The sequence below is a fragment of the Pseudomonas sp. 2024-210 genome (assembly GCF_045062345.1).
Lineage (GTDB): Bacteria > Pseudomonadota > Gammaproteobacteria > Pseudomonadales > Pseudomonadaceae > Aquipseudomonas.
In genome coordinates, this window is sequence record NZ_JBJGEJ010000002.1 from 211,338 (window position 1) to 232,892 (window position 21,555).

A 21,555-nucleotide genomic window follows, 5' to 3' on the forward strand; every position below is an offset into this window, starting at 1 on the left:
AATGGGTTTGCACGTCAGGGCAGTGCGCAGGTGCGACGGGTCGACAATGCGGAAAAAAACGCCCGGCATTATAAGCATTTTTCGCTCATAGGCGTCATGGACCGCATGTCAGAACGGGTTTTGAACGGATCTCAATTTTTACCCTCCGTAAGTCACGGAATGCATTAGGGAAAATAAAAGTGCCAGGATTTTTGACCACCCGCCGACACCGTTGTGTCGGCATTGATATCAGTGCCCACGCTGTCACGATTGTCGAATTGGGCCGTACGAACACCGGGTTCACGCTTCACGGCTATGCCATTGAACCCTTGCCCACACAGCCCGCAGATGATCAGACCCGCACTCATCCAAAAAGTGTCGCTCAGGTGCTGCTTCGGGTATTGGGCGAGCAGGCCATGCTCGCCCGCGATGCCGTGGTGGCGGTGGCCGACGGCCAACTGATCTGTAAAAACCTTGAGCTGGACGCAGGCCTTGCAGGTACCGACCTGGAGCTGCACGTTCGCCTCGAAGCCGAGCAGCATGTGCCTTATGCGCTGGAGAGCGCTGCGCTGGATTTCGAAGTTCAAGGCCGTTCCCCCTTGAACCCGCAACTGATGAGCGTCCTGCTGGTGGCGTGCCGCATGGAGACATTGGACTGGTATCAGGCCGTGTTGAGCCATGCGGGGCTCAAGGCCAAGGTTATTGAGGTGCAGTCCCATGCTCAGGTGCGAGGAATTGACGCAATGGCGTCTTCGTCAGGTGCCGTGGCTTTGGTCGATTTCGCCACGCCTACCTCGCGATTAAGCATTTTGCACCAAGGCAGGGTGATGGATGCTTGCGAGCTGCTCTTCGGCGAGGGTGTACAGGATCTGGACACCTTCAAAACCACAGCCGTGCAGCACATCAGGCGCGGCCTTGAGCAGTTAGCGGCCAGCCCCAGGGCAGAGTCAGTCATTTTGGCGGGCCCGGCCGCGGCACAGGCGGGTTTGAGTGAGTGGCTGCAAGCGCAACTCGGTCTGCCGACTCAGTTGGCCAATCCGTTTGTGCACATGGACATTAGCCCGTCAGTTGCCCCCCAGGCCTTGTGCAGTCATGCCCCAATGTTGTTGACTGCCTGCGGCCTGGCCTTGAGGGGGTTTGATTAATGGCGAGAATCAACTTGTTGCCTTGGCGGGCAATGTTGCGCGAACAGCGTTACCGGCGTTTTTTGATGGTGCTGCTGGCGCTGACAGTGCTCGTGGTGGCAGGGCTGTATGCGCTTGACCAGTTCATCGACCGTGCCGTTGAGCGGCAATTGATGCGCAACGACTTGATCCGAAGTGCCACCGTGCAGCTGGATGGGCGAGCCGAGCAAATCGACCAGCTAAAAGTGCGCCGTGAGCAATTGCTGGAACGCATGCAAACGATCGAGACGCTTCAGGGCAGCCGCTCCGACAACGGCATCATTCTGGAGCAGTTGGCCCGCAGCTTGCCGCAAGGCGTGTATTTCACTGACGTAAAAATGAGCGATAGCATCATCGTGATCACCGGGACTGCCCAGTCCCCGAGTCTTGTGGCCGAGCTGATGCGCAATCTGGATGCCTCCCATTGGCTCGAAGCGCCCGTGCTCATAGATGTAAAAGCAGAGGCTGCGCCGGCTGGTGCGCAGGAGCGCTGGTTTCAGATGACCGTCGGTCAGACCCACCATCCTGTTCGTGCGGGCGGGCAACTTTAATGATGGCGCACTGGCTGGATAGTCTGCGCAGTGTTGAGTTACAGGATCTTGGGTTGAGGCAGGCGGGGGCTTGGTCGCCAAGGCATCAGGCGCTGGTGGCAATGGCCTGGGTGAGCGTGTTGTTGGGGCTGGGGTATTGGCTGGTGCTTCAGGGGTCGATGACCCGGCTTGAAGGACAGCGTGGGGCTGAAGTGGCCATGAAAACTGAGTTTGAGGCCAAGGCGAGGGCGTTGCCGGCCCTCGCGTCTTACACGCTGCACGTGCAGGCATTGGAAGAAGCCTATCAAGCGTTCATGACCCTCATGCCCCATCAAGCAGAAGTCCCCGGGCTGCTGGATGACATTTCCCGTATGGGGCTGGCCAGTGGCCTGCAGATCGAGCAGATGCAATGGTCTGCGCCGGTGACGCACGGGCTTTACATCGAGCAGCCGTTGCAACTGTCTCTGGTTGGGCATTATCACGAGGTTGGCCTGTTCCTGAGCAGCCTTTCGAGCCTGCCGCGCCTTGTCACCTCACATGATTTCACGTTGGTGCCTCTAAATACTTCGGGCGATGGTCGGCTGCGCATGAGCTTGCTGGCCAAGACCTACCACACCCCCACCTCAGGTCTTGCACCATGATCCGGGTATCTCGGCTGTGTATGGCGGGCTTGTGCGCCTGCCTGGCCGGGTGCGATGACCCACAGCGCACGGCGCAATTACAGGCCTTTTTGCAGGCGACACAACATCACGAAGGGCCTGCCATTGCTTCGGTTCCACCGCTCGTGCGCCCGCCGGTGTTCGTTTATGACGCGGCGAACCTGCGCAGTCCGTTTCAGCAGGTGCGTGAGGGCGCTGTTGGGAGTTGGCAAACAAGCCTGGTCGAGGATGGGGTGGACAACAGCCGTGTCAGGTCATTTCTGGAGGGCTTTGACCTCGAACAGTTTGAGCTGGTCGGCACGCTGTCCAATGACAGGGAAAGCAATGCTCTGCTGCGCGCCAATGGGGTTGTACACCGTTTGAAGGTGGGCGATTACGTGGGGCGCAATAACGGGCAGATTGCCTGGATCGACAAAGCACACGTTGAAGTGTTTGAAGTGATTTCGGATGGTCAGGGCGGTTGGCTGGAAAGGTCCCTGACCCTCCCTCTAAAACAGCAGTCTTAACGGAAATACACCATGAAAAGGATTTTCCCGGTCTGTGGACTGGCGCTATGGAGTGCGCTGAATTCACAGCAGTTACTGGCGCTTGCGCCATCCAGTCCTCTTTTGCCTCCCTCCATTGAAGCCGCGAAGCCCTTGTACGCAGGGGAACCCATTTCGCTTAACTTTCAGGACATTGAGGTGCGCACGGTGCTTCAGTTGCTGGCCGACTTCACCGAATTCAATCTGATTGTCAGCGACACCGTGCAAGGCAACATGACACTCAATCTGAAGGACGTGCCGTGGGATCAGGCGCTGGAGGTGGTGCTTAAAAGCAAGGATTTGGGCAAGCGCATGGAGGGCAATGTGTTGCTGGTTGCACCCTTGGACGAAATTGCCGCCCGCGATCGGCAGGCGCATGAGGTGCAGTATCAACTGGCCGACCTGGCGCCGTTACGAAGAGAGTTGGTGCAGGTCAACCATGCGAAGGCGGGCGACATCGCCAAATTGTTTCAGTCTGTCACCGGCAACTCGACCGGTGCCGAAGGCCGCGGTTCGATCACGGTGGATGAACGCACCAATCACATCATCGCACTGCAGTCGGCCGAGCAACTGGAGGAGCTACGTCGCATCGTGGCGCAACTGGATGTGCCGATGCGGCAGGTGATGATTGAGGCCCGTATTGTTGAGGCGGGCGTGGACTTTGAGCGCAACCTCGGCGTGCGCTGGGGAGGTGCAGTGAACAAAGGCGGTAAATGGAGCGCTGGCGGCATTGGCGCGCCGCCTGCCGCCACCGGGGAGGGTGGCGAGGTGAGCGCTCCGTTTGTCGACATGGGCGTCAAGGGCCACGCCTCGGGGTTGGGGATCGCCTTTATCACCAACAATGTATTGCTGGATCTTGAGCTGAGCGCCATGGAGAAAACCGGCAATGGCGAAATCATCTCTCAACCCAAGGTTGTCACCTCGGACAAGGAAACAGCCAAAATCCTCAAGGGCACTGAAATCCCGTACCAAGAGACCAGTGGCAGCGGCGCCACTTCGGTCTCGTTCAAGGAGGCCTCGTTGTCGTTGCAGGTCACGCCACAAATCACTCCGGACAACAGCGTCATCATGGAAGTCATCGTCACCAAGGACGAACCCGACTACCTCAACATGATCAACGATGTGCCGCCGATCAAAAAAAATGAGGTCAAGGCGAAGGTGTTGGTTAAAGATGGCGAAACCATTGTGATTGGGGGTGTTTTCTCAAATTCTCAAAGCAAAGTGGTAGATAAAGTGCCATTTTTGGGCGATGTGCCGTATGTTGGCCGGCTTTTCCGAAAAGATGCTGTGCTCGAAAAAAAATCCGAACTGCTGGTGTTCCTGACTCCGCGTATCATGAACAACCAGGCGATTGCTGTGAGCCATTGATTCTGTGCGAAATTTAATCCTTGTTGGGCCAATGGGGGCTGGAAAAAGCACCATCGGACGTTTACTCGCTAAAGAGTTGCACCTGCCATTCAAAGATTCCGATAAGGAAATTGAAGTGCGCACCGGTGCCAATATCCCGTGGATCTTTGATAAAGAAGGCGAACCGGGATTTCGCGAGCGTGAAACGGCAATGATTGCCGAACTGTGCAACGCGGATGGCGTGGTGCTTGCTACCGGAGGGGGCGCGGTCATGCGCCCGGAAAACCGGCTGGCGCTTCGTGCAGGCGGGCGGGTGGTGTATTTGCATGCGTCTATCGAGCAGCAAGTGGCCCGAACCGCGCGTGACCGTAACAGGCCGTTACTGCGCAACGCCAACCCCGAGAAAATCCTGCGCGACTTGCTGGCCATTCGTGATCCGCTCTATCGGGAAATCGCCGACATCATCGTCGAAACCGATGAGCGGCCGCCGCGCATGGTGGTGCTGGATATTCTCGAACGTCTGGCGCAACTGGCGCCGCGTTAACTCAGTCGCGGCTTCGCTCTACAAGCCATTAAAGTGCGATACGAAATGCGCTATTCTCGGCGCCGCCCCTGCCTGTTCGCAGGGTGCCATCATTTGATAATTGCGAAACAGGGCGCCGGGCTCTGTTTCAACGCGGGGATTCATGCAGACACTGACGGTTGATCTAGGCGAGCGCAGCTACCCGATTCATATTGGCGAAGGTTTGTTGGATCAGCCGCAGTTGCTGGCCCCGCACATTGTCGGTCGCCAGGTGGCCATTGTGACCAATGAAACGGTTGCGCCTCTTTACCTTGAGCGTCTGACCCGAAGCCTGGCCTCGTATTCAGTCGTCCCGATCATCTTGCCCGACGGCGAAGCCTTCAAGAATTGGGAAACCCTGCAACTGATTTTCGATGGTCTGCTAACGGCACGTCACGATCGACGCACCACAGTGATAGCTCTGGGCGGCGGTGTGGTGGGTGACATGGCCGGTTTTGCTGCCGCTTGCTACCAGCGCGGTGTCAACTTTATTCAGGTGCCGACCACGCTGCTATCGCAAGTCGATTCGTCAGTGGGCGGCAAAACCGGCATCAATCATCCGTTGGGTAAAAACATGGTGGGTGCTTTCTATCAGCCCCAACTCGTGATGATCGATACCCAGACGCTGAACACGCTAGCGCCTCGTGAACTGTCCGCAGGCCTGGCTGAAGTCATCAAGTATGGGCTGATTTGCGACGCACCGTTCCTGACCTGGCTTGAAGACAACATGGACGCGCTGCGAGGGCTTGATCAGGTTGCGCTGACGGCTGCCATTCATCGTTCCTGCGCGGCCAAGGCCGAAGTCGTCGGCGCTGATGAGCGTGAGTCTGGCGTGCGCGCTACGCTTAACTTGGGCCACACCTTTGGTCATGCCATTGAAACCCACATGGGCTATGGCGTGTGGTTGCATGGCGAAGCCGTCGCTGCGGGCACGGTCATGGCGCTTGAAATGTCTTGCCGTCTGGGCTGGATAAGCGCACAAGAGCGTGATCGGGGCATTCGGTTGTTCCAGCGTGCCGGGTTGCCGGTCGTGCCGCCTGCCGAAATGAGCGTAGGCGACTTTATGCAGCACATGGCAGTAGATAAAAAAGTGATCGACGGTCGTATGCGACTGGTTCTGCTGCGGCACATGGGCGAAGCCATTGTGACTGACGATTATCCACAAGAAGTTCTACAGGCCACGCTGGGTGCGGATTACCGCGCGCTGGCTCAGCTTAAAGGTTAATAAAATCCCGATGACAAGTTTGCATGCCGACGAGGCGTTTCTCGGACACTTCCAGCTCAACCACGACCCTTTTGCGCCACGGGTGCCGGGTTTCAAGTTTTTTCCTGCCCAGCGCAAGCCCGTGCTGGGTCAACTGCATCACCTCGCCCGCTACAGCCAGTTGCTGTTGGTGGTGACCGGGCCAGAAGGCAGCGGCAAGACCTTGCTGCGTCAGGCGCTGGTGGCCAGCACCAATAAACAGTCTGTGCAAAGTGTTGTCGTCTCGGCGCGGGGCGGGATGGATGCCGCGGGTATCTTGCGTCAGGTCGCGCAAACTCTGAACGCCGCCAGCGCCGATGTCGCGTCGATTCTGGCCCAAGTGGTGCAGTTGGCGCTGACCGGGCAGGAAGTCTACCTGCTGGTCGATGACGCCGAGCAGCTTGAGGAGTCCGCTCTGGAAGCCTTGCTGGCGCTGGCCGCCGGTGCGCCGGAAGGCCGTCCGCATGTGTTCCTGTTTGGCGAGCCGTCGATGATTGACGGGCTTGAGCACCTGAGCGCGGAGGAAGAGCGCTTCCATGTGATCGAGTTGCAGCCTTACACCGAGGAAGAAACCCGCGAATATCTGGCCCAGCGCCTTGAAGGAGCGGGTCGCGGAATCGAACTCTTTAGCGCCCAGCAGATCTCAGATATACACGAGAGCTCCGAGGGTTGGCCTGGCATCATCAATCAGGTCGCCCGCGATGCAATGATCGAAGCCATGATAGCGAGCCGCTCAGCGGTCAAGCGTCCAAGTATGGGGTTCAACATGCCTAAGAAACACGTATTGGCCATTGGTGCCGTGGTGGTAGTGGCTGTGGCCGCTGCCATCCTGATTCCAGGTCGCAGCAAAACGCCGACCGCGCCAGCCACTGAGCAGACGCAGCTGGGCCAGGCGACGCCGAAAGACGGCGCCAACCCGTCGATAGATTTCGCCGGCAAATCGCAGCCTATGCCCTTGCCGCTGGTGGGGCAGTCACAACCTGTCGTGCGCGGCCCGCTGGCTGAGGAAGCAGGTGGCATCGCTGAAGGCGATGACGGCGGTGTGCCTGCCGTAGACGGCGGCGTGGCTCAGCCACCGACGGTGACCACTACTGCGCCACCTGTGGGTGTACCTGCGGGGCCGACAGCGGCACCAGCGCCTGCGCCAGCCCCAACGGTTGCTACCGCTAAACCAGCGCCTGCTCCGGTTGCCAAGCCGGCGCCTGCGGCAAAGCCTGTGGTCAAACCGGCCGAGAAGCCAGTGACATTGGCCAAAGCCGCTCCTGGCGGTAGCTGGTACAGCAGCCAGCCTGCCGGTAATTACGTGGTGCAGATTGTCGGCACCAGCTCCGAAGCCTCTGCGCAAAGTGTTGCGAAAGAGCTGGGTGGCGAAGCCCGTTATTTCAAAAAATCCCTCAACGGCAAACCCCTGTTCGTCGTGACTTACGGCAATTATCCGAGCCATGCCGCAGCAACTGCGGCCATCAAGAACTTGCCAGCGAAGATCCAGACTGGTAAACCTTGGCCTCGCACTGTCGCCAGCGTCCAAAAAGAGCTGGCAACCGCTCGCTGATGATCCGGCGGCCTTACCCAGGCCGCCGTTCTACTCCATCAAACATCCCTCAAGTGCATGCAGCGCTTATCAGCTGTGTGCGTTGTGGTGTCTGCGCCGCGCAGCAGTCAACATCAAAAATGTTTTGACTAGCACGAATAATCGCTTTAAACCTTTCATAAATGCGACACGAATTTACGGCTAAGCGCCGCTTAATTTGTGGGTCTTTACGACGGTGTGTAGAATGACCACCCTTTTGCCCCTGCCAAGCTGGCGTACGTTCAGCGCGGGGAGCAAGTGGTTGAATTAAAAGAAATTTGCCCTTTTATGGGGCAGCCTGGTGAGAAAGTGTCTATGAAAGCAGGTCTGTACCACCCCGATGAATTCAAGGATAACTGTGGTTTCGGCCTGATTGCCCACATGCAGGGCGAACCCAGTCATACCCTTCTGCAAACCGCCATTGAGGCCCTGACCTGCATGACCCACCGCGGTGGGATTAACGCAGACGGCAAGACCGGTGACGGTTGCGGTCTGCTGATTCAAAAGCCCGATCTGTTCTTGCGTGCAGTCGCCCAAGACCACTTCGGCATCGATTTGCCCAAGCAGTATGCCGTGGGCATGGTGTTCTTTAATCAGGACCCGATCAAAGCCGAAGCGGCGCGCGCCAACATGAACCGCGAGATTCTCGCGGCCGGCCTGCAATTGGTGGGCTGGCGCAAAGTGCCGATTGATACCAGCGTGCTGGGTCGCCTGGCGCTGGAGCGTCTGCCCCAAATCGAACAAGTATTCATTGGTGGGGACAGCCTGAGCGATCAGGACATGGCCATCAAACTGTTCAGCGCCCGTCGCCGTTCTTCGGTGGCCAACGCGGCTGACAGCGATCACTACATCTGCAGTTTTTCCCACAAAACCATTATTTATAAAGGCCTGATGATGCCGGCGGACCTTACCGCCTTCTATCCAGACCTGAGCGATGAACGCCTGCAAACCGCAATCTGCGTGTTCCACCAGCGTTTCTCCACCAACACCTTGCCGAAATGGCCACTGGCTCAGCCATTCCGCTTTCTCGCCCACAACGGCGAAATCAATACCATTACCGGCAACCGCAACTGGGCGCTGGCCCGTCGTACCAAGTTCGCCAATGATTTGATCGGCGACCTCGACGAGCTCGGCCCATTGGTCAACCGCGTGGGGTCTGACTCCTCCAGCATGGACAACATGCTCGAGTTGATGGTCACCGGCGGCATCGACCTGTTCCGTGGCGTGCGCATGTTGATTCCACCGGCGTGGCAGAACGTTGAGACCATGGACCCCGACCTGCGGGCGTTCTATGAGTACAACTCGATGCACATGGAGCCGTGGGACGGCCCTGCGGGCGTGGTCATGACCGACGGCCGCTACGCCGTCTGCCTGCTCGACCGCAATGGCCTGCGCCCGGCGCGCTGGGTCACAACCACCAATGGCTACATCACCATCGCCTCGGAAATCGGCGTGTGGGACTACAAGCCTGAAGACGTAATCGCCAAAGGCCGTGTCGGCCCGGGTCAGATCCTTTCAGTCGATACCGAAACCGGCCAGGTGCTGGATACCGACGCCATCGACAACCGCTTGAAGTCGCGTCATCCCTACAAGCAATGGCTGCGCAAGAATGCCCTGCGCATCCAGGCCACCATTGATGACCACGACCACGGTTCGGCGTTTTATGACGTTGACCAGCTCAAGCAATACATGAAGATGTACCAGGTCACGTTTGAAGAGCGCGACCAGGTGCTGCGCCCCCTGGGTGAGCAAGGCTACGAAGCGGTCGGCTCCATGGGTGATGACACGCCGATGGCGGTGCTGTCCCAGCGTGTGCGCACGCCTTATGACTACTTCCGTCAGCAATTCGCGCAGGTCACCAACCCGCCGATTGACCCGCTGCGTGAAGCCATCGTCATGTCGCTGGAAATCTGCCTCGGTGCCGAGCGCAATATTTTCCAGGAATCGCCTGAGCATGCCTCGCGTGTGATCCTCAGCTCGCCGGTCATCTCGCCCGCCAAATGGCGTACGTTGATGAACCTCGACCTGCCGGGTTTCGAGCGTCAGATCATCGACCTCAACTACGACGAGAGCCTTGGTCTTGAAGCGGCTGTGCGCAACATTGCCGATCAGGCTGAAGAAGCGGCTCGCGCCGGGCGTACGCAAATCGTCCTGAGCGATCGTCATATCGCGCCGGGCAAGCTGCCGGTTCACGCCTCGTTGGCGGTAGGTGCAGTTCACCACCGTTTGACTGAAAAAGGCCTGCGCTGCGACAGCAACATCCTGGTCGAAACCGCTACCTGCCGTGACCCGCACCACTTTGCCGTGTTAATCGGTTTCGGCGCTTCGGCGATCTATCCGTTCTTGGCGTACGAAGTGCTGGGCGACTTGATCCGCACCGGCGAAGTGCTGGGCGACCTCTATGAAGTGTTCAAGAACTACCGCAAAGGCATCACCAAAGGCCTGCTGAAAATCCTGTCGAAGATGGGCATTTCGACCATTGCTTCGTACCGGGGTGCGCAGCTGTTCGAGGCCATTGGCCTGTCCGAGGAAATTTGCGACCTGAGCTTCCGCGGCGTACCGAGCCGCCTGAAGGGCGCGCGTTTCGTCGACCTTGAAGCCGAACAAAAACTGCTGGCTGCCGAGGCCTGGAGCGCGCGCAAGCCGATCCAGCAAGGCGGTCTGCTCAAGTATGTGCACGGCGGCGAGTACCACGCCTACAACCCGGACGTGGTCGCCACCCTGCAAGCCGCTGTCCAACAGGGCGACTACAGCAAGTTCAAGGAATACACCGCACTGGTCGACAAACGCCCGGTCTCGATGATCCGCGACCTGTTGCAGGTCAAAACCCTCGAGACGCCACTGGCCATCGAAGAGATCGAACCGCTGGAATTGATCCTCAAGCGTTTCGACTCCGCAGGCATCTCGTTGGGCGCCTTGTCGCCCGAGGCCCACGAAGCGCTGGCAGAAGCCATGAACCGCTTGGGCGCACGCTCAAACTCCGGCGAAGGCGGCGAAGACCCGGCGCGCTACGGCACCATCAAAAGCTCGAAAATCAAACAGGTGGCCACAGGCCGTTTCGGTGTGACGCCGGAATACCTGGTCAACGCCGAAGTGCTGCAAATCAAGGTCGCTCAAGGTGCCAAGCCGGGCGAGGGCGGGCAACTGCCGGGCGGTAAGGTCAACGGCCTGATTGCCAAACTGCGCTACGCCGTTCCGGGCGTGACCCTGATTTCGCCACCGCCACACCACGACATCTATTCCATCGAAGACTTGTCGCAGCTGATTTTTGACTTGAAACAAGTCAACCCCAAAGCCTTGGTGTCGGTGAAGCTGGTGGCTGAAGCCGGCGTAGGCACGATCGCCGCAGGCGTGGCCAAGGCCTATGCCGACTTGATTACCATCTCCGGCTACGACGGCGGCACGGGCGCTTCGCCGTTGACCTCCATCAAGTACGCGGGCGCACCGTGGGAACTGGGTCTGGCTGAAACCCACCAGACGCTGCGTGGTAACGACCTGCGTGGCAAAGTGCGGGTACAGACGGACGGCGGTTTGAAAACCGGCCTGGACGTGATCAAAGCGGCGATTCTAGGCGCTGAAAGCTTCGGCTTCGGCACCGCCCCGATGATCGCCCTGGGCTGCAAATACCTGCGTATTTGCCACCTCAACAACTGCGCCACTGGTGTGGCCACGCAGAATGAATCGCTGCGTAAAAACCACTACATCGGCACCGTCGACATGGTGGTCAACTTCTTCACCTACGTGGCTGAAGAAACCCGTGAGTGGCTGGCCAAGCTGGGCGTTCGCAGCCTTGAAGAGTTGATTGGCCGTACCGATTTGCTCGACATTCTGCCCGGCGAAACCGCCAAGCAGCAGCACCTCGACCTGACGCCGCTGCTGGGCAGCGATAATGTGCCGGCTGACAAGCCACAGTTCTGCGAAGTGGATCGCAACCCGCCCTTCGACAAAGGCCTGCTGGCCGAGAAAATGGTCGACATGGCCACGGCTGCCATCAATGACATGAGCGGTGCAGAGTTCGAACTCGACATCTGCAACTGCGACCGTTCCATTGGTGCCCGAATTTCGGGTGAGATCGCCCGCGCTTACGGCAATCAGGGCATGGCCAAAGCGCCCATCACCTTCCGCTTCAAAGGCACTGCCGGTCAGAGCTTTGGTGTGTGGAACGCGGGCGGTTTGAACATGTACCTGCAAGGCGATGCCAACGACTACGTCGGCAAGGGCATGACTGGCGGCAAGCTGGTGATCGTTCCGCCTACCGGCAGCGTGTACAAGACTCAAGACAGCGCAATTATCGGCAACACCTGCCTGTACGGCGCTACCGGCGGCAAGTTGTTTGCAGCGGGCACGGCGGGCGAGCGCTTCGCGGTGCGTAACTCCGGTGCCCACACCGTGGTTGAAGGCACGGGTGATCACTGCTGCGAATACATGACGGGCGGTTTCGTCTGTGTACTGGGCAAAACCGGTTACAACTTCGGCTCGGGCATGACCGGCGGTTTCGCCTATGTGCTTGATCAGGACAACACCTTCGTCGACCGGGTTAACCACGAGTTGGTGGAAATCCAGCGCATCAGCGGCGAAGCGATGGAGGCGTACCGCAACCATCTGCAGCACGTGCTGGACGAATACGTGGAGGAGACTGACAGCGAGTGGGGTCGCAACCTCTCGGAAAACCTCGATGATTACCTGCGTCGTTTCTGGATGGTCAAGCCCAAGGCTGCCAGCTTGAAATCGTTGCTTTCCAGCATCCGTGCCAACCCGCAGTGATGACGCAGCTGCAAGCAGCAAGCAGCAAGCTCGAAGCAGTCTGGGGTGTTCCGGTAAACGTGTTCTTGCAGCTATGAGCTTGAAGCTTGTAGCTGTCGTAAAGAGGTTTTGAAGATGGCTGAACGTCTTAGTAACGACTTCCAATTCATCGATGTCGGGCGCAAAGATCCGAAGAAGAAACTGTTACGTCAACGCAAAAAAGAGTTCGTGGAAATCTACGAACCCTTCAAACCCCAGCAATCGGCTGAGCAAGCTCATCGCTGCCTGGGTTGCGGTAACCCGTACTGTGAATGGAAATGCCCGGTGCATAACTTCATTCCCAACTGGCTCAAGCTGGTGGCCGAGGGCAACATCCTCGCCGCCGCCGAGCTGTCGCACCAGACCAACACCCTGCCTGAAGTGTGTGGGCGGGTGTGCCCGCAAGACCGTCTGTGCGAGGGTGCCTGCACCCTCAACGACGGCTTTGGTGCCGTCACTATCGGTTCAGTTGAGAAGTACATCACCGACACCGCATTCGCCATGGGCTGGCGCCCGGACATGTCCAAGGTGGTGCCGACCGGCAAACGCGTTGCCATTATTGGTGCCGGGCCTGCGGGTCTGGGCTGTGCCGATGTGCTGGTACGCGGCGGTGTGAAGCCGGTGGTGTTCGACAAGAACCCGGAAATCGGAGGGTTGCTGACCTTCGGTATTCCCGAGTTCAAGCTGGAAAAGACCGTACTGAGCCACCGTCGCGAAGTCTTCACCGGTATGGGTATCGAGTTCCGTCTCAATACCGAAATCGGTAAAGACATCAGCATGGAGCAGTTGCTGGAAGAGTACGACGCGGTCTTTATGGGCATGGGCACCTACACCTACATGAAAGGTGGTTTTGCCGGTGAAGACCTGCCCGGCGTGCACGATGCGCTGGATTTTCTGATCGCCAACGTCAACCGCAACCTGGGCTTTGAAAAGTCGCCGGAAGACTTCGTCGACATGAAAGGCAAAAAGATTGTGGTACTGGGCGGCGGCGACACGGCGATGGACTGCAACCGCACGTCGATTCGTCAGGGCGCTAAATCGGTGACCTGTGCCTATCGTCGTGACGAAGCCAACATGCCGGGTTCGCGCAAAGAGGTGAAGAACGCCAAGGAAGAAGGTGTGAAATTCCTCTACAACCGCCAGCCGATTGCCATTGTTGGGGAAGGCAAGGTTCAGGGTGTGAAGGTGGTTGAGACGCGTCTCGGCGAACCGGATGCCCGTGGCCGCCGCAGTCCTGAGCCGATTCCGGGATCTGAAGAAATCATTGCGGCGGATGCCGTGATTATTGCCTTTGGGTTTCGCCCAAGCCCGGCCTCGTGGTTTGACCAGTTCGAGATCCAGACCGACAGCCAGGGCCGCGTGATTGCGCCTGAGCAGTCGCAGTACAAGCACCAGACCAGTCACCCGAAGATTTTTGCGGGGGGTGACATGGTGCGCGGTTCTGACCTGGTGGTGACTGCGATCTTCGAGGGCCGTACGGCGGCAGAAGGGATCATGGATTACCTGGGCGTCTAGCGACGCCAGCGCCAAGTTGCAAGCTACAAGCGGCAAGTTAAAGCAAACGCGCTTCTAACTTGTAGCTTGCTGCTTGTAGCTTGTAGCTGTCTTTTGAGACCATGACCGCACTTTTTCTCCGGACGCTGACATGACTGATCTCAAGAATGACCGTTTCCTTCGCGCTTTGCTCAAGCAACCCGTTGATGTAACGCCTGTCTGGATGATGCGTCAGGCCGGTCGCTACTTGCCGGAATACCGCGCTAGCCGCGCTAAGGCTGGCGATTTCATGAGCCTGTGCAAAAACGCCGAATTCGCCTGCGAAGTCACGATGCAGCCTCTGGATCGCTTCCCACAGCTGGATGCGGCCATCTTGTTCTCCGACATCCTGACCATTCCCGATGCGATGGGCCAAGGCCTCTACTTCGAAACCGGCGAAGGCCCGCGTTTCAAAAAAGTGGTCAGCACCCTGGCTGACATCGAAGCATTGCCGATCCCTGACCCGCAAAAAGACCTCGGCTACGTGATGAACGCCGTCAGCACCATCCGCAAAGAGCTAAATGGCCGGGTGCCCTTGATTGGTTTCTCCGGCAGCCCGTGGACGCTGGCCACTTACATGGTTGAAGGCGGCTCGTCCAAAGACTTCCGTAAAACCAAGGCCATGCTCTACGACACGCCTCAGGCAATGCACCTGCTGCTCGACAAGCTTGCGCAGTCGGTGACCTCATACTTGAACGGTCAGATTCTGGCCGGCGCCCAAGCGGTGCAAATATTCGATACCTGGGGCGGCAATCTTTCCTCTGCGGCTTACCAGGAATTCTCCCTGGCCTACATGCGCAAAATCGTCAGCGGCCTGATCCGTGAGCATGAAGGGCGTAAAGTGCCGGTGATTCTATTCACCAAAAACGGCGGCCTGTGGCTAGAAAGCATTGCTGATGCCGGTGCCGATGCATTGGGCCTGGACTGGACCTGCGATTTGGGTGAAGCCCGTCGTCGTGTGGGCAACAAAGTTGCGCTCCAAGGCAACATGGACCCGACCGTTCTGTATGCCAACCCGGAGGCGATCCGCACCGAAGTTAAACGCATTTTGGCCAGCTACGGCAAGGGGTCAGGTCATGTGTTCAATTTGGGTCATGGCATTACCCCTGAAGTGAAACCCGAGCATGCAGGCGCCTTTATTAGTGCAGTGCATGAGTTCTCAGGGCAGTACCACCAAGAGTAAGTAATACCCTTTTTAAAAGCCCGGCAATGCCGGGCTTTTTTATGCGTGGCATAAAAGTTAACAAGGCATTGATTCGCGCACTAAGCGAATTTATAGAGTGGCAGAAAGGCGAGGTCGATAATTAAATGGTGTCAAATGTTTTCAGTGTTCTTGGTTTATGTTTAGGAATAAAGCTACTTTGATTTGAGAACTTTCCTACAGAAACATTATTTGAGAACTGTAGAATTCATCAGCGATTGAACCTTTATTTGTGCGTATTTTATTAGTTCGATGTAAGTATTTTCTGAAGGTGGCTGATATTTGTGACCAGGATTCGGGTTGTAAGTGTCTGTTGTCTTTGGAATGTGTAAGAGCTGTCTGCGCAGATGCGCTGAATGTTTTGAGACTGATTTAACTAGGTTGTTCTATAAAAAGTGCGGCCTGTGGCCGACTCAATAATTATCGCAGAGGTTTTATTTATGTCTATTGCACTTTCAAAGTCGCGTGCTTTGATGGGGTGTGCATCCTCATTGACGTTAATGGCAGCCATGTTCGCGTCGCAACAAGCGGCAGCACACGGTTACATGAGCGAGCCCCCTTCACGAGCGTATGCGTGCAGGACCAACCTTAATACCGACTGTGGTGCTGCAACTTACGAGCCGCAATCCGTTGGTGAAGGCCCTAAGGGTTTTCCCGCATTAGGGCCATCTGATGGTCATATCGCGAGCGGTGATCTTTCTCAGTTTTTCACAATTGATGCTCAGTCGGCCACGCGCTGGCACTTGACCGAAATAAAAGACCGCAATATCCAGTTCGGTTGGTATTACGAAGCTGCACACAAAACGACAAAGTGGGAATATTTTATTACCAAGGCGGGCTGGAATCCGAACTTGCCGCTTTCACGCGCCAGCTTTGACTTGACACCATTCTGTACCGTTGAGGCGGGAGGCGGGGTCCCGGTTGATGGCGCTGAAGGAACCGGGGGACCGGGCAAGGAAAAACATGCGTGCGTCATTCCTGCAGACCGTACTGGTCACCACATCATTTTGGGCGCATGGACCATTGATAATACGGCTGCAGCCTTCTACAACGTCGTTGACGTAAATATTCTCGCTGCGGCCCCTGATCCGGATGGCTGGACCAATGTGGGTGCTTTGGCGCCTAACCAGGCCCTCTTGCCTGGCGACTCGGTCAAGGCTCGTGCCTTTACTGGCAGCGCAGAAAGTGCTGAATACAGCTTCAGCGTCGGTATTGATTCGGCCGAAGAAGGTCAGCCTGCAAACTGGGCTTTCAAACTGGCTGAAGCGGTGAATGCTGCCAACAAACCGGTACGTGCTGGTGTGCGCGATGAGGACGGCAACATCGAGCCGATTAAAGGCACCAACACCTTCTATGCCAAAGCAGAAAGTGGTGTGACCAACTACCAGATACAGACCACGCTGGTTCCGGATCCGGAAGCCTACATGCATGTGCATGATGTGGCTGGCGAGTACGTACTGGACAAAGGCCAGGTCAATGTCGGCTTTACGCTGATGACCAATAAAAAAATCAACGTTGAAGCCACGGTTTACGACGCAGCTAACAAACAAGTAGGCGTGACAACACAAACCATCGACGCCACCACTGCTCCCGTTAGCGTGGCTGTACGCAGCGCGCCGGGTGCTCACTCCCTCAAGTTGATCGCCACCAGTGAAGATGGTCGTGAGAATTTCCAGGACCTTAAAGCACTCACTCTGACCGGTGAAGGCAGCAGTCATGAATTCGATGCCATCTACCCGGATGACATTGCCAACTACAAGGTAGGCACCGCGGTCTTGCAGCCAAAAACCGACAAGGTTTATGTGTGCAAGATTGCAGGCTGGTGCTCACAGGCTCCGGCTTACTACGCGCCTGGTACCGGTTCGCATTGGACTGATGCCTGGACCGAGAAGTAAGCAACACTAATACATCGGGCCGCTCGTTATGAGCGGTCCGATGCCGAATAGCACGTGAAGGTGCAAACCATCATGAAATACTCGATGTTGCAAAAAGTGCTGCATGGACTCTCGGCACTGACAATTATCTGGTTACTAATGTCTGGCTTTTATGTAGGACTGATAAGTGAAGATCCTGCCCTTAAAGTGTTTATAGGTGATTTGAATGTATCAGTGAGCCTATTGCTGATGCCTATTTTTTTGTTACGTCTGTGTGTCTCTTTCGGACGGGGATATGGTGCATTGGCAGGTCAACATAAACTGATGCCTTGGATGGCTTTTTGTGTTCACACACTGATGTATGTATCGGTAGTCATTGTCCTCATCTCAGGCTTTTTCATGATGGACAGGCCGATCATTTTTTTTAACGTGGTTACGTTTACCCAGCCTTTAAACAACGTGGATCTGATCGGGTTATGTGGCCAGATTCATACACCTGCCTGCGTGATGCTGGCAGCGCTGATCACCCTGCATGTGGCCGCCGTTATCAAGCATCAGCTAGCAGGGCAGTCAGTTATCAAACGCATGTTTTGTTAAAGCGCTATTTCTTTTTGATAAAGGCGATGCAGGTTCATCGATGAAGCGGTTTTGAAGAGTTTGCCAATAGTGCTGAGTCGCTATTGGGCGTCCACATTAGGTTGGGTATTGCTGGCCTTGCCTCTGGGCTATGGCGGTTTTTTAGCGTGGCAAGAATGGATGTTTCATCAGTCACTGAGTGCAGTGCCGGTGGTGGTTCCACTCAGTGCGCCGCCCCCGCCTGCCCACGCGCAATTCAAGCCTGACGCCATTGCCACCGTGCTCGGCCTCAATATTGAGCGTAGTTGGGTGCAGAGCACCGAGCCCTTACAGCTCAGAGCCAGCTTTGTCTCCAGTCGGGGCACCTCGCAAGCGTTGTTGGCGGGTGCACAAAGCACACGGTTCTACGCAGAGGGTGAGCGGTTGCCCAGCGGCAGTGTTTTACGCCGCGTTGAGGCAAGCCATGTGGTGCTGTGGCGCAATGGTCGCGAAGAGCGGTTGACCCTCAAGCCCGCCAGTAAACATGTTTTGCCCGTTTCGGGCGCGCCTGGTGCCGCCTTGCCTGCGACCTCCCTTCATCTGCGGCCCGTTGCCGAACAACCTTAGAGAAATCCAATGAGCAAACCCAATGCGTTCGGCATCGGTCATCTTTTGGCGTGTAGCGTCATGTGCGGTGCGCTGATGTTTCCCGTTTCGGCGACAGCAGACGATCAGTACTGGCAGTTGGCGATGAAGGATGCCGAGCTGCGTGACGTGGTGCAGGAAATGTCATCGGTTCTCGGCACCACCGTGGTGCTGGACCCCCGGGTGCAGGGTCGCGTCACGGTGATTTCCGAACAGGCGCTGGACCGCGAAGGTGTGCGTCGGCTGTTCTACTCAGTATTGGATGCCCACGGGTTCTCGATTATCGACCAAGGGGATCGGTTGTTGATCCTCCCGGCCGCTGATGCCAAGGCACGGCCCACTCATACGCAGGAGGGGCCAGCCCCTGCCGAAGCGTTTGTCACTCAGGTCATCGAGCTCAATGCCAGTGTGGCGGCCGATTTGGCGGGATTATTACGCCCGTTGGTGTCCAGCAATGGTTACGTTGGCCCTTCTGCTTCGGCCAATGCGCTGATCATTACAGACACGGCGGCCAATACTCAGCGCATTGCCGACATCGTGCGCCAATTGGATGCCGGGACGCGTTATGGCCATTCCATGGTTGAACTCAAGCATGGTCTGGCCAGCGATATTGCCAAAGTCATTGACCAGTCGCTGGACAAAAAGGCCACAGGGGCCAGCAGTCAAGTCATCGCCGATGGTTCGACTAATCGCCTGGTGATTCTGGGCAGCGATGCCGCGCGCAAGCGTTTAAGCGCACTGGCTCGCTCGCTTGACACGCCAGCCAGCGCTCAGCAAGAGAACTCACGGGTATTGCGCCTGCGCCACAGCGATGCCAAGCAATTGGCCGAGGTACTGGCAGCCGTCGGTCAGGGTATGAAACAAGAGACTGCACTGGCGGGTGCGACGCAGAAAGCCAGTTCACGCGAGGTGATGATTGCGGCGGATGAGAGCCAGAATGCCCTGGTCATCATGGCCGACCCTGCTCAGGTTCGGACGTTGGAAAATATCGTGCGTCAGCTCGACCAGCCACGCTCACAAGTGTTGATCCATGCCGCGATTGTGGAAATCTCCGGCGACATCGTTGAAACACTGGGCGTGCAATGGGGCGTCAACACGGGCGGTAGTCAAGGCGGCATAACCTTCCCGGGCACCGGTATCCAGATAGGCGCGATGGCCTCCAGCGATATAAAAATGCCGGAAGGGGCCGTACTGCAAGTCGGCTCAGATCGTTTTAATGCCCTGATATCAGCGTTGGCCAGCGACACCAACAACAATGTGCTGTCCACGCCCAGCCTGTTAACCCTCGACAATCAAGAGGCTGAAATTTTGGTGGGGCAGAACGTGCCTTTCAAAACCGGCTCATACAGCGGCGCGGGTAATAGCTCAGAAGGTCCCTTCACCACTGTCACGCGTCAGGACATTGGTATAAGCCTCAAGATCAAACCGCATATCAATGAAGGGAGTTCGCTGCGTCTGGAAGTCGCGCAAGAAAACTCTGAAATTGCGCCGTCACTGCAAGGCGTCGATTCGACGGACTTGATCACCAACAAGCGGGCGTTGAAAAGTACGATTCTGGCTGAAGACGGTGAAATCATCGTCATCGGCGGATTGATCAAGGACAGTGTGCGCACTCAGGTCAGCGGAGTTCCTTTACTGCGCAGCATTCCCTATCTGGGCGCCTTGTTTCGCTGGAACAAAGATTCGCATACCAAAACCAACCTGATGGTTTTTTTACGCCCCACCATTGTGCGTAGTCGCCACGATAGCCGTGAGATCAGTGAAAATCGCTACAACGCCCTGCGCAATCTGAGCAAGCCTACGTCCAAAGACAGTAATTCGTTGCTGCTACCCGGCGACCCGCATCAACTGTTTGAGGGCACGATGCAAGACCCGGCCACCGTGGACCTGCGAACCCCCAAAGCAGGTCGTCCATGATGCCAACGGCTGCGCGTTTACCCTTCAGTTTTGCCCGTCGTTTTGGCGTGCTGCTTGATGCGTCCACAACGCCAGCGACCTTGTTGATTCGCGCCGACACCCCGTTAACGGCGCTGGCTGAAGCACAGCGGCTGGCAGGTGGCGAGGTGGTTGTTCAGGTCATCACCGACACGCATTTCAGTGATGTATTGGCCAGAAGTTACAGCACCGGCCAAAGTGCCGCCGAACAAGTGGCCCAAGGGCTGGACGATGAGCTCGACCTGATGAGCCTGGCCGAGCAAGTGCCGCAAACGGCAGACTTGCTGGAACAGGAAGGCGATGCACCGATCATTCGTCTGATCAATGCCCTGCTGCGTGAAGCCATGCGCGAGAAAGCCTCGGACGTGCACCTGGAAACCTTCGAGCATTACCTGTCGGTGCGCATGCGCATCGATGGCCAACTGCGCGAAGTGTTACGGCCCAAGCGCGAACTGGCCAACTTGCTGGTATCACGGATCAAAGTCATGGCCCGCCTGGACATCGCAGAAAAACGCGTGCCTCAGGATGGTCGTATCAGCTTGCGGCTGGCCGGGCATGAAGTGGATGTGCGGGTTTCGACCTTGCCCTCTGCCCACGGTGAACGGGTTGTGATGCGTTTGCTCGACAAACAGGCCGGGCGTCTGGACCTCCAATGCCTCGGCATGCCCGCTGACACCCTGAGCCGATTTGAACACATACTGGCCCGCCCCCACGGCATTTTCCTGGTGACGGGCCCCACCGGTTCAGGCAAAACCACCAGTTTGTACGCCGCGCTCAGCCACTTGAATCACGAGACCCGCAATATTCTGACCGTCGAAGACCCGGTCGAGTATCACCTGCCGGGCATCGGCCAAACGCCGGTCAACACCAAAGCCCAGATGACCTTTGCCCGTGGCTTGCGGGCCATTTTGCGTCAAGACCCGGACGTGGTCATGGTCGGTGAAATCCGTGACCATGAAACCGCCGAAATCGCCGTGCAGGCCTCGTTGACCGGCCACCTCGTGCTGTCGACCTTACACACCAACAGCGCCATTGGCGCCGTCACCCGGCTGGTGGACATGGGAGTGGATGCTTATCTGCTGGCTTCCTCATTGGTGGGCGTATTGGCCCAGCGCCTGCTGCGCACCCTGTGTCCTGACTGCAAAACGCCCTACAGCGCCGACCCGGCCACCAGCGTTCGACTTGGCCTCGCGCCTCAGGCCGCCCCCACCCTGTTTCGCGCCCAGGGTTGCAGCCACTGCCAGCAAGGCTATCGGGGGCGCACCGGTATCTATGAACTGATCGGTATCACCCCGACCCTTGCCGGTCTGATTCACCGAGGCGCCAGCGAACCGGATCTGGTACACGAAGCCCGGCAAACCTCTCCCAGTTTGTTTCAGGACGGTCAGCGGTTGGTGCTCGAAGGGCTGACCAGCCTTGACGAACTGTTGCGTGTGACCCAAGAGGACTGAAC

15 protein-coding genes and 1 pseudogene are annotated in these 21,555 nt (G+C 57.3%); all 16 read left to right on the forward strand.

Annotated elements, in window-relative coordinates:
• The first annotated feature begins 179 nt into the window (after positions 1 to 179).
• The 16 genes and pseudogenes from pilM (at position 180) to gspE (ending at position 21,553) form a co-directional block, all read left to right on the forward strand.
• On the forward strand, positions 180 to 1,124 hold the full coding sequence (gene pilM, locus ACI7MX_RS03640) for a type IV pilus assembly protein PilM (RefSeq protein ID WP_405584970.1): 945 nt from the start codon (positions 180 to 182) through the stop codon (positions 1,122 to 1,124).
• Positions 1,124 to 1,693 (forward strand): PilN domain-containing protein, encoded by a 570-nt coding sequence (locus ACI7MX_RS03645; RefSeq protein ID WP_314483666.1) that lies wholly within the window; start codon positions 1,124 to 1,126, stop codon positions 1,691 to 1,693. The genes pilM and ACI7MX_RS03645 overlap by 1 nt, the downstream gene beginning before the upstream one ends.
• Positions 1,693 to 2,313, forward strand: coding sequence for a type 4a pilus biogenesis protein PilO (locus ACI7MX_RS03650; RefSeq protein WP_405584973.1), 621 nt, complete (start codon positions 1,693 to 1,695; stop codon positions 2,311 to 2,313). Before ACI7MX_RS03645 ends, ACI7MX_RS03650 begins: the two co-directional genes overlap by 1 nt.
• Positions 2,310 to 2,837, forward strand: a complete 528-nt coding sequence (locus ACI7MX_RS03655; RefSeq protein WP_314483669.1) for a pilus assembly protein PilP — start codon at positions 2,310 to 2,312, stop codon at positions 2,835 to 2,837. Before ACI7MX_RS03650 ends, ACI7MX_RS03655 begins: the two co-directional genes overlap by 4 nt.
• A 135-nt stretch (positions 2,838 to 2,972) precedes the next feature.
• Positions 2,973 to 4,223, forward strand: a pseudogene (locus tag ACI7MX_RS03660) (type IV pilus secretin PilQ); the annotation flags it as partial.
• Positions 4,224 to 4,227: 4 nt separating this feature from the next.
• Positions 4,228 to 4,746: a shikimate kinase AroK gene (aroK, locus tag ACI7MX_RS03665; RefSeq protein ID WP_405584976.1), complete on the forward strand. Its 519-nt coding sequence runs from the start codon at positions 4,228 to 4,230 to the stop codon at positions 4,744 to 4,746.
• Positions 4,747 to 4,888: 142 nt separating this feature from the next.
• A complete protein-coding gene (gene aroB, locus ACI7MX_RS03670) occupies positions 4,889 to 5,989 on the forward strand; it encodes a 3-dehydroquinate synthase (RefSeq protein ID WP_405584979.1) in 1,101 nt (366 codons plus the stop codon).
• 10 nt (positions 5,990 to 5,999) lie between these two features.
• Positions 6,000 to 7,559, forward strand: a complete 1,560-nt coding sequence (locus ACI7MX_RS03675; protein WP_405584982.1) for an AAA family ATPase — start codon at positions 6,000 to 6,002, stop codon at positions 7,557 to 7,559.
• Positions 7,560 to 7,892: 333 nt separating this feature from the next.
• Positions 7,893 to 12,341 (forward strand): glutamate synthase large subunit, encoded by a 4,449-nt coding sequence (gene gltB, locus ACI7MX_RS03680; RefSeq protein WP_405584985.1) that lies wholly within the window; start codon positions 7,893 to 7,895, stop codon positions 12,339 to 12,341.
• Positions 12,342 to 12,455: 114 nt separating this feature from the next.
• Complete coding sequence (locus ACI7MX_RS03685) at positions 12,456 to 13,874, forward strand: FAD-dependent oxidoreductase (RefSeq protein ID WP_314483682.1); 1,419 nt, start codon at positions 12,456 to 12,458, stop codon at positions 13,872 to 13,874.
• A gap of 130 nt (positions 13,875 to 14,004) precedes the next feature.
• Positions 14,005 to 15,075 carry a uroporphyrinogen decarboxylase gene (gene hemE / locus ACI7MX_RS03690; protein ID WP_122785186.1) on the forward strand — a complete coding sequence of 357 codons (1,071 nt, stop codon included), beginning with the start codon at positions 14,005 to 14,007 and terminating at the stop codon, positions 15,073 to 15,075.
• 458 nt (positions 15,076 to 15,533) lie between these two features.
• Positions 15,534 to 16,988 (forward strand): lytic polysaccharide monooxygenase, encoded by a 1,455-nt coding sequence (locus ACI7MX_RS03695; RefSeq protein ID WP_405584989.1) that lies wholly within the window; start codon positions 15,534 to 15,536, stop codon positions 16,986 to 16,988.
• A gap of 72 nt (positions 16,989 to 17,060) precedes the next feature.
• On the forward strand, positions 17,061 to 17,564 hold the full coding sequence (locus ACI7MX_RS03700; RefSeq protein ID WP_405584992.1) for a cytochrome b: 504 nt from the start codon (positions 17,061 to 17,063) through the stop codon (positions 17,562 to 17,564).
• A gap of 69 nt (positions 17,565 to 17,633) precedes the next feature.
• A complete protein-coding gene (locus ACI7MX_RS03705) occupies positions 17,634 to 18,149 on the forward strand; it encodes a type II secretion system protein N (RefSeq protein ID WP_314483690.1) in 516 nt (171 codons plus the stop codon).
• Between the two features lie 9 nt (positions 18,150 to 18,158).
• Positions 18,159 to 20,084, forward strand: coding sequence for a type II secretion system secretin GspD (gene gspD, locus ACI7MX_RS03710; RefSeq protein ID WP_405584996.1), 1,926 nt, complete (start codon positions 18,159 to 18,161; stop codon positions 20,082 to 20,084).
• A complete protein-coding gene (gene gspE, locus ACI7MX_RS03715) occupies positions 20,081 to 21,553 on the forward strand; it encodes a type II secretion system ATPase GspE (protein WP_405584999.1) in 1,473 nt (490 codons plus the stop codon). Before gspD ends, gspE begins: the two co-directional genes overlap by 4 nt.
• The last annotated feature ends 2 nt before the right edge of the window (positions 21,554 to 21,555 follow it).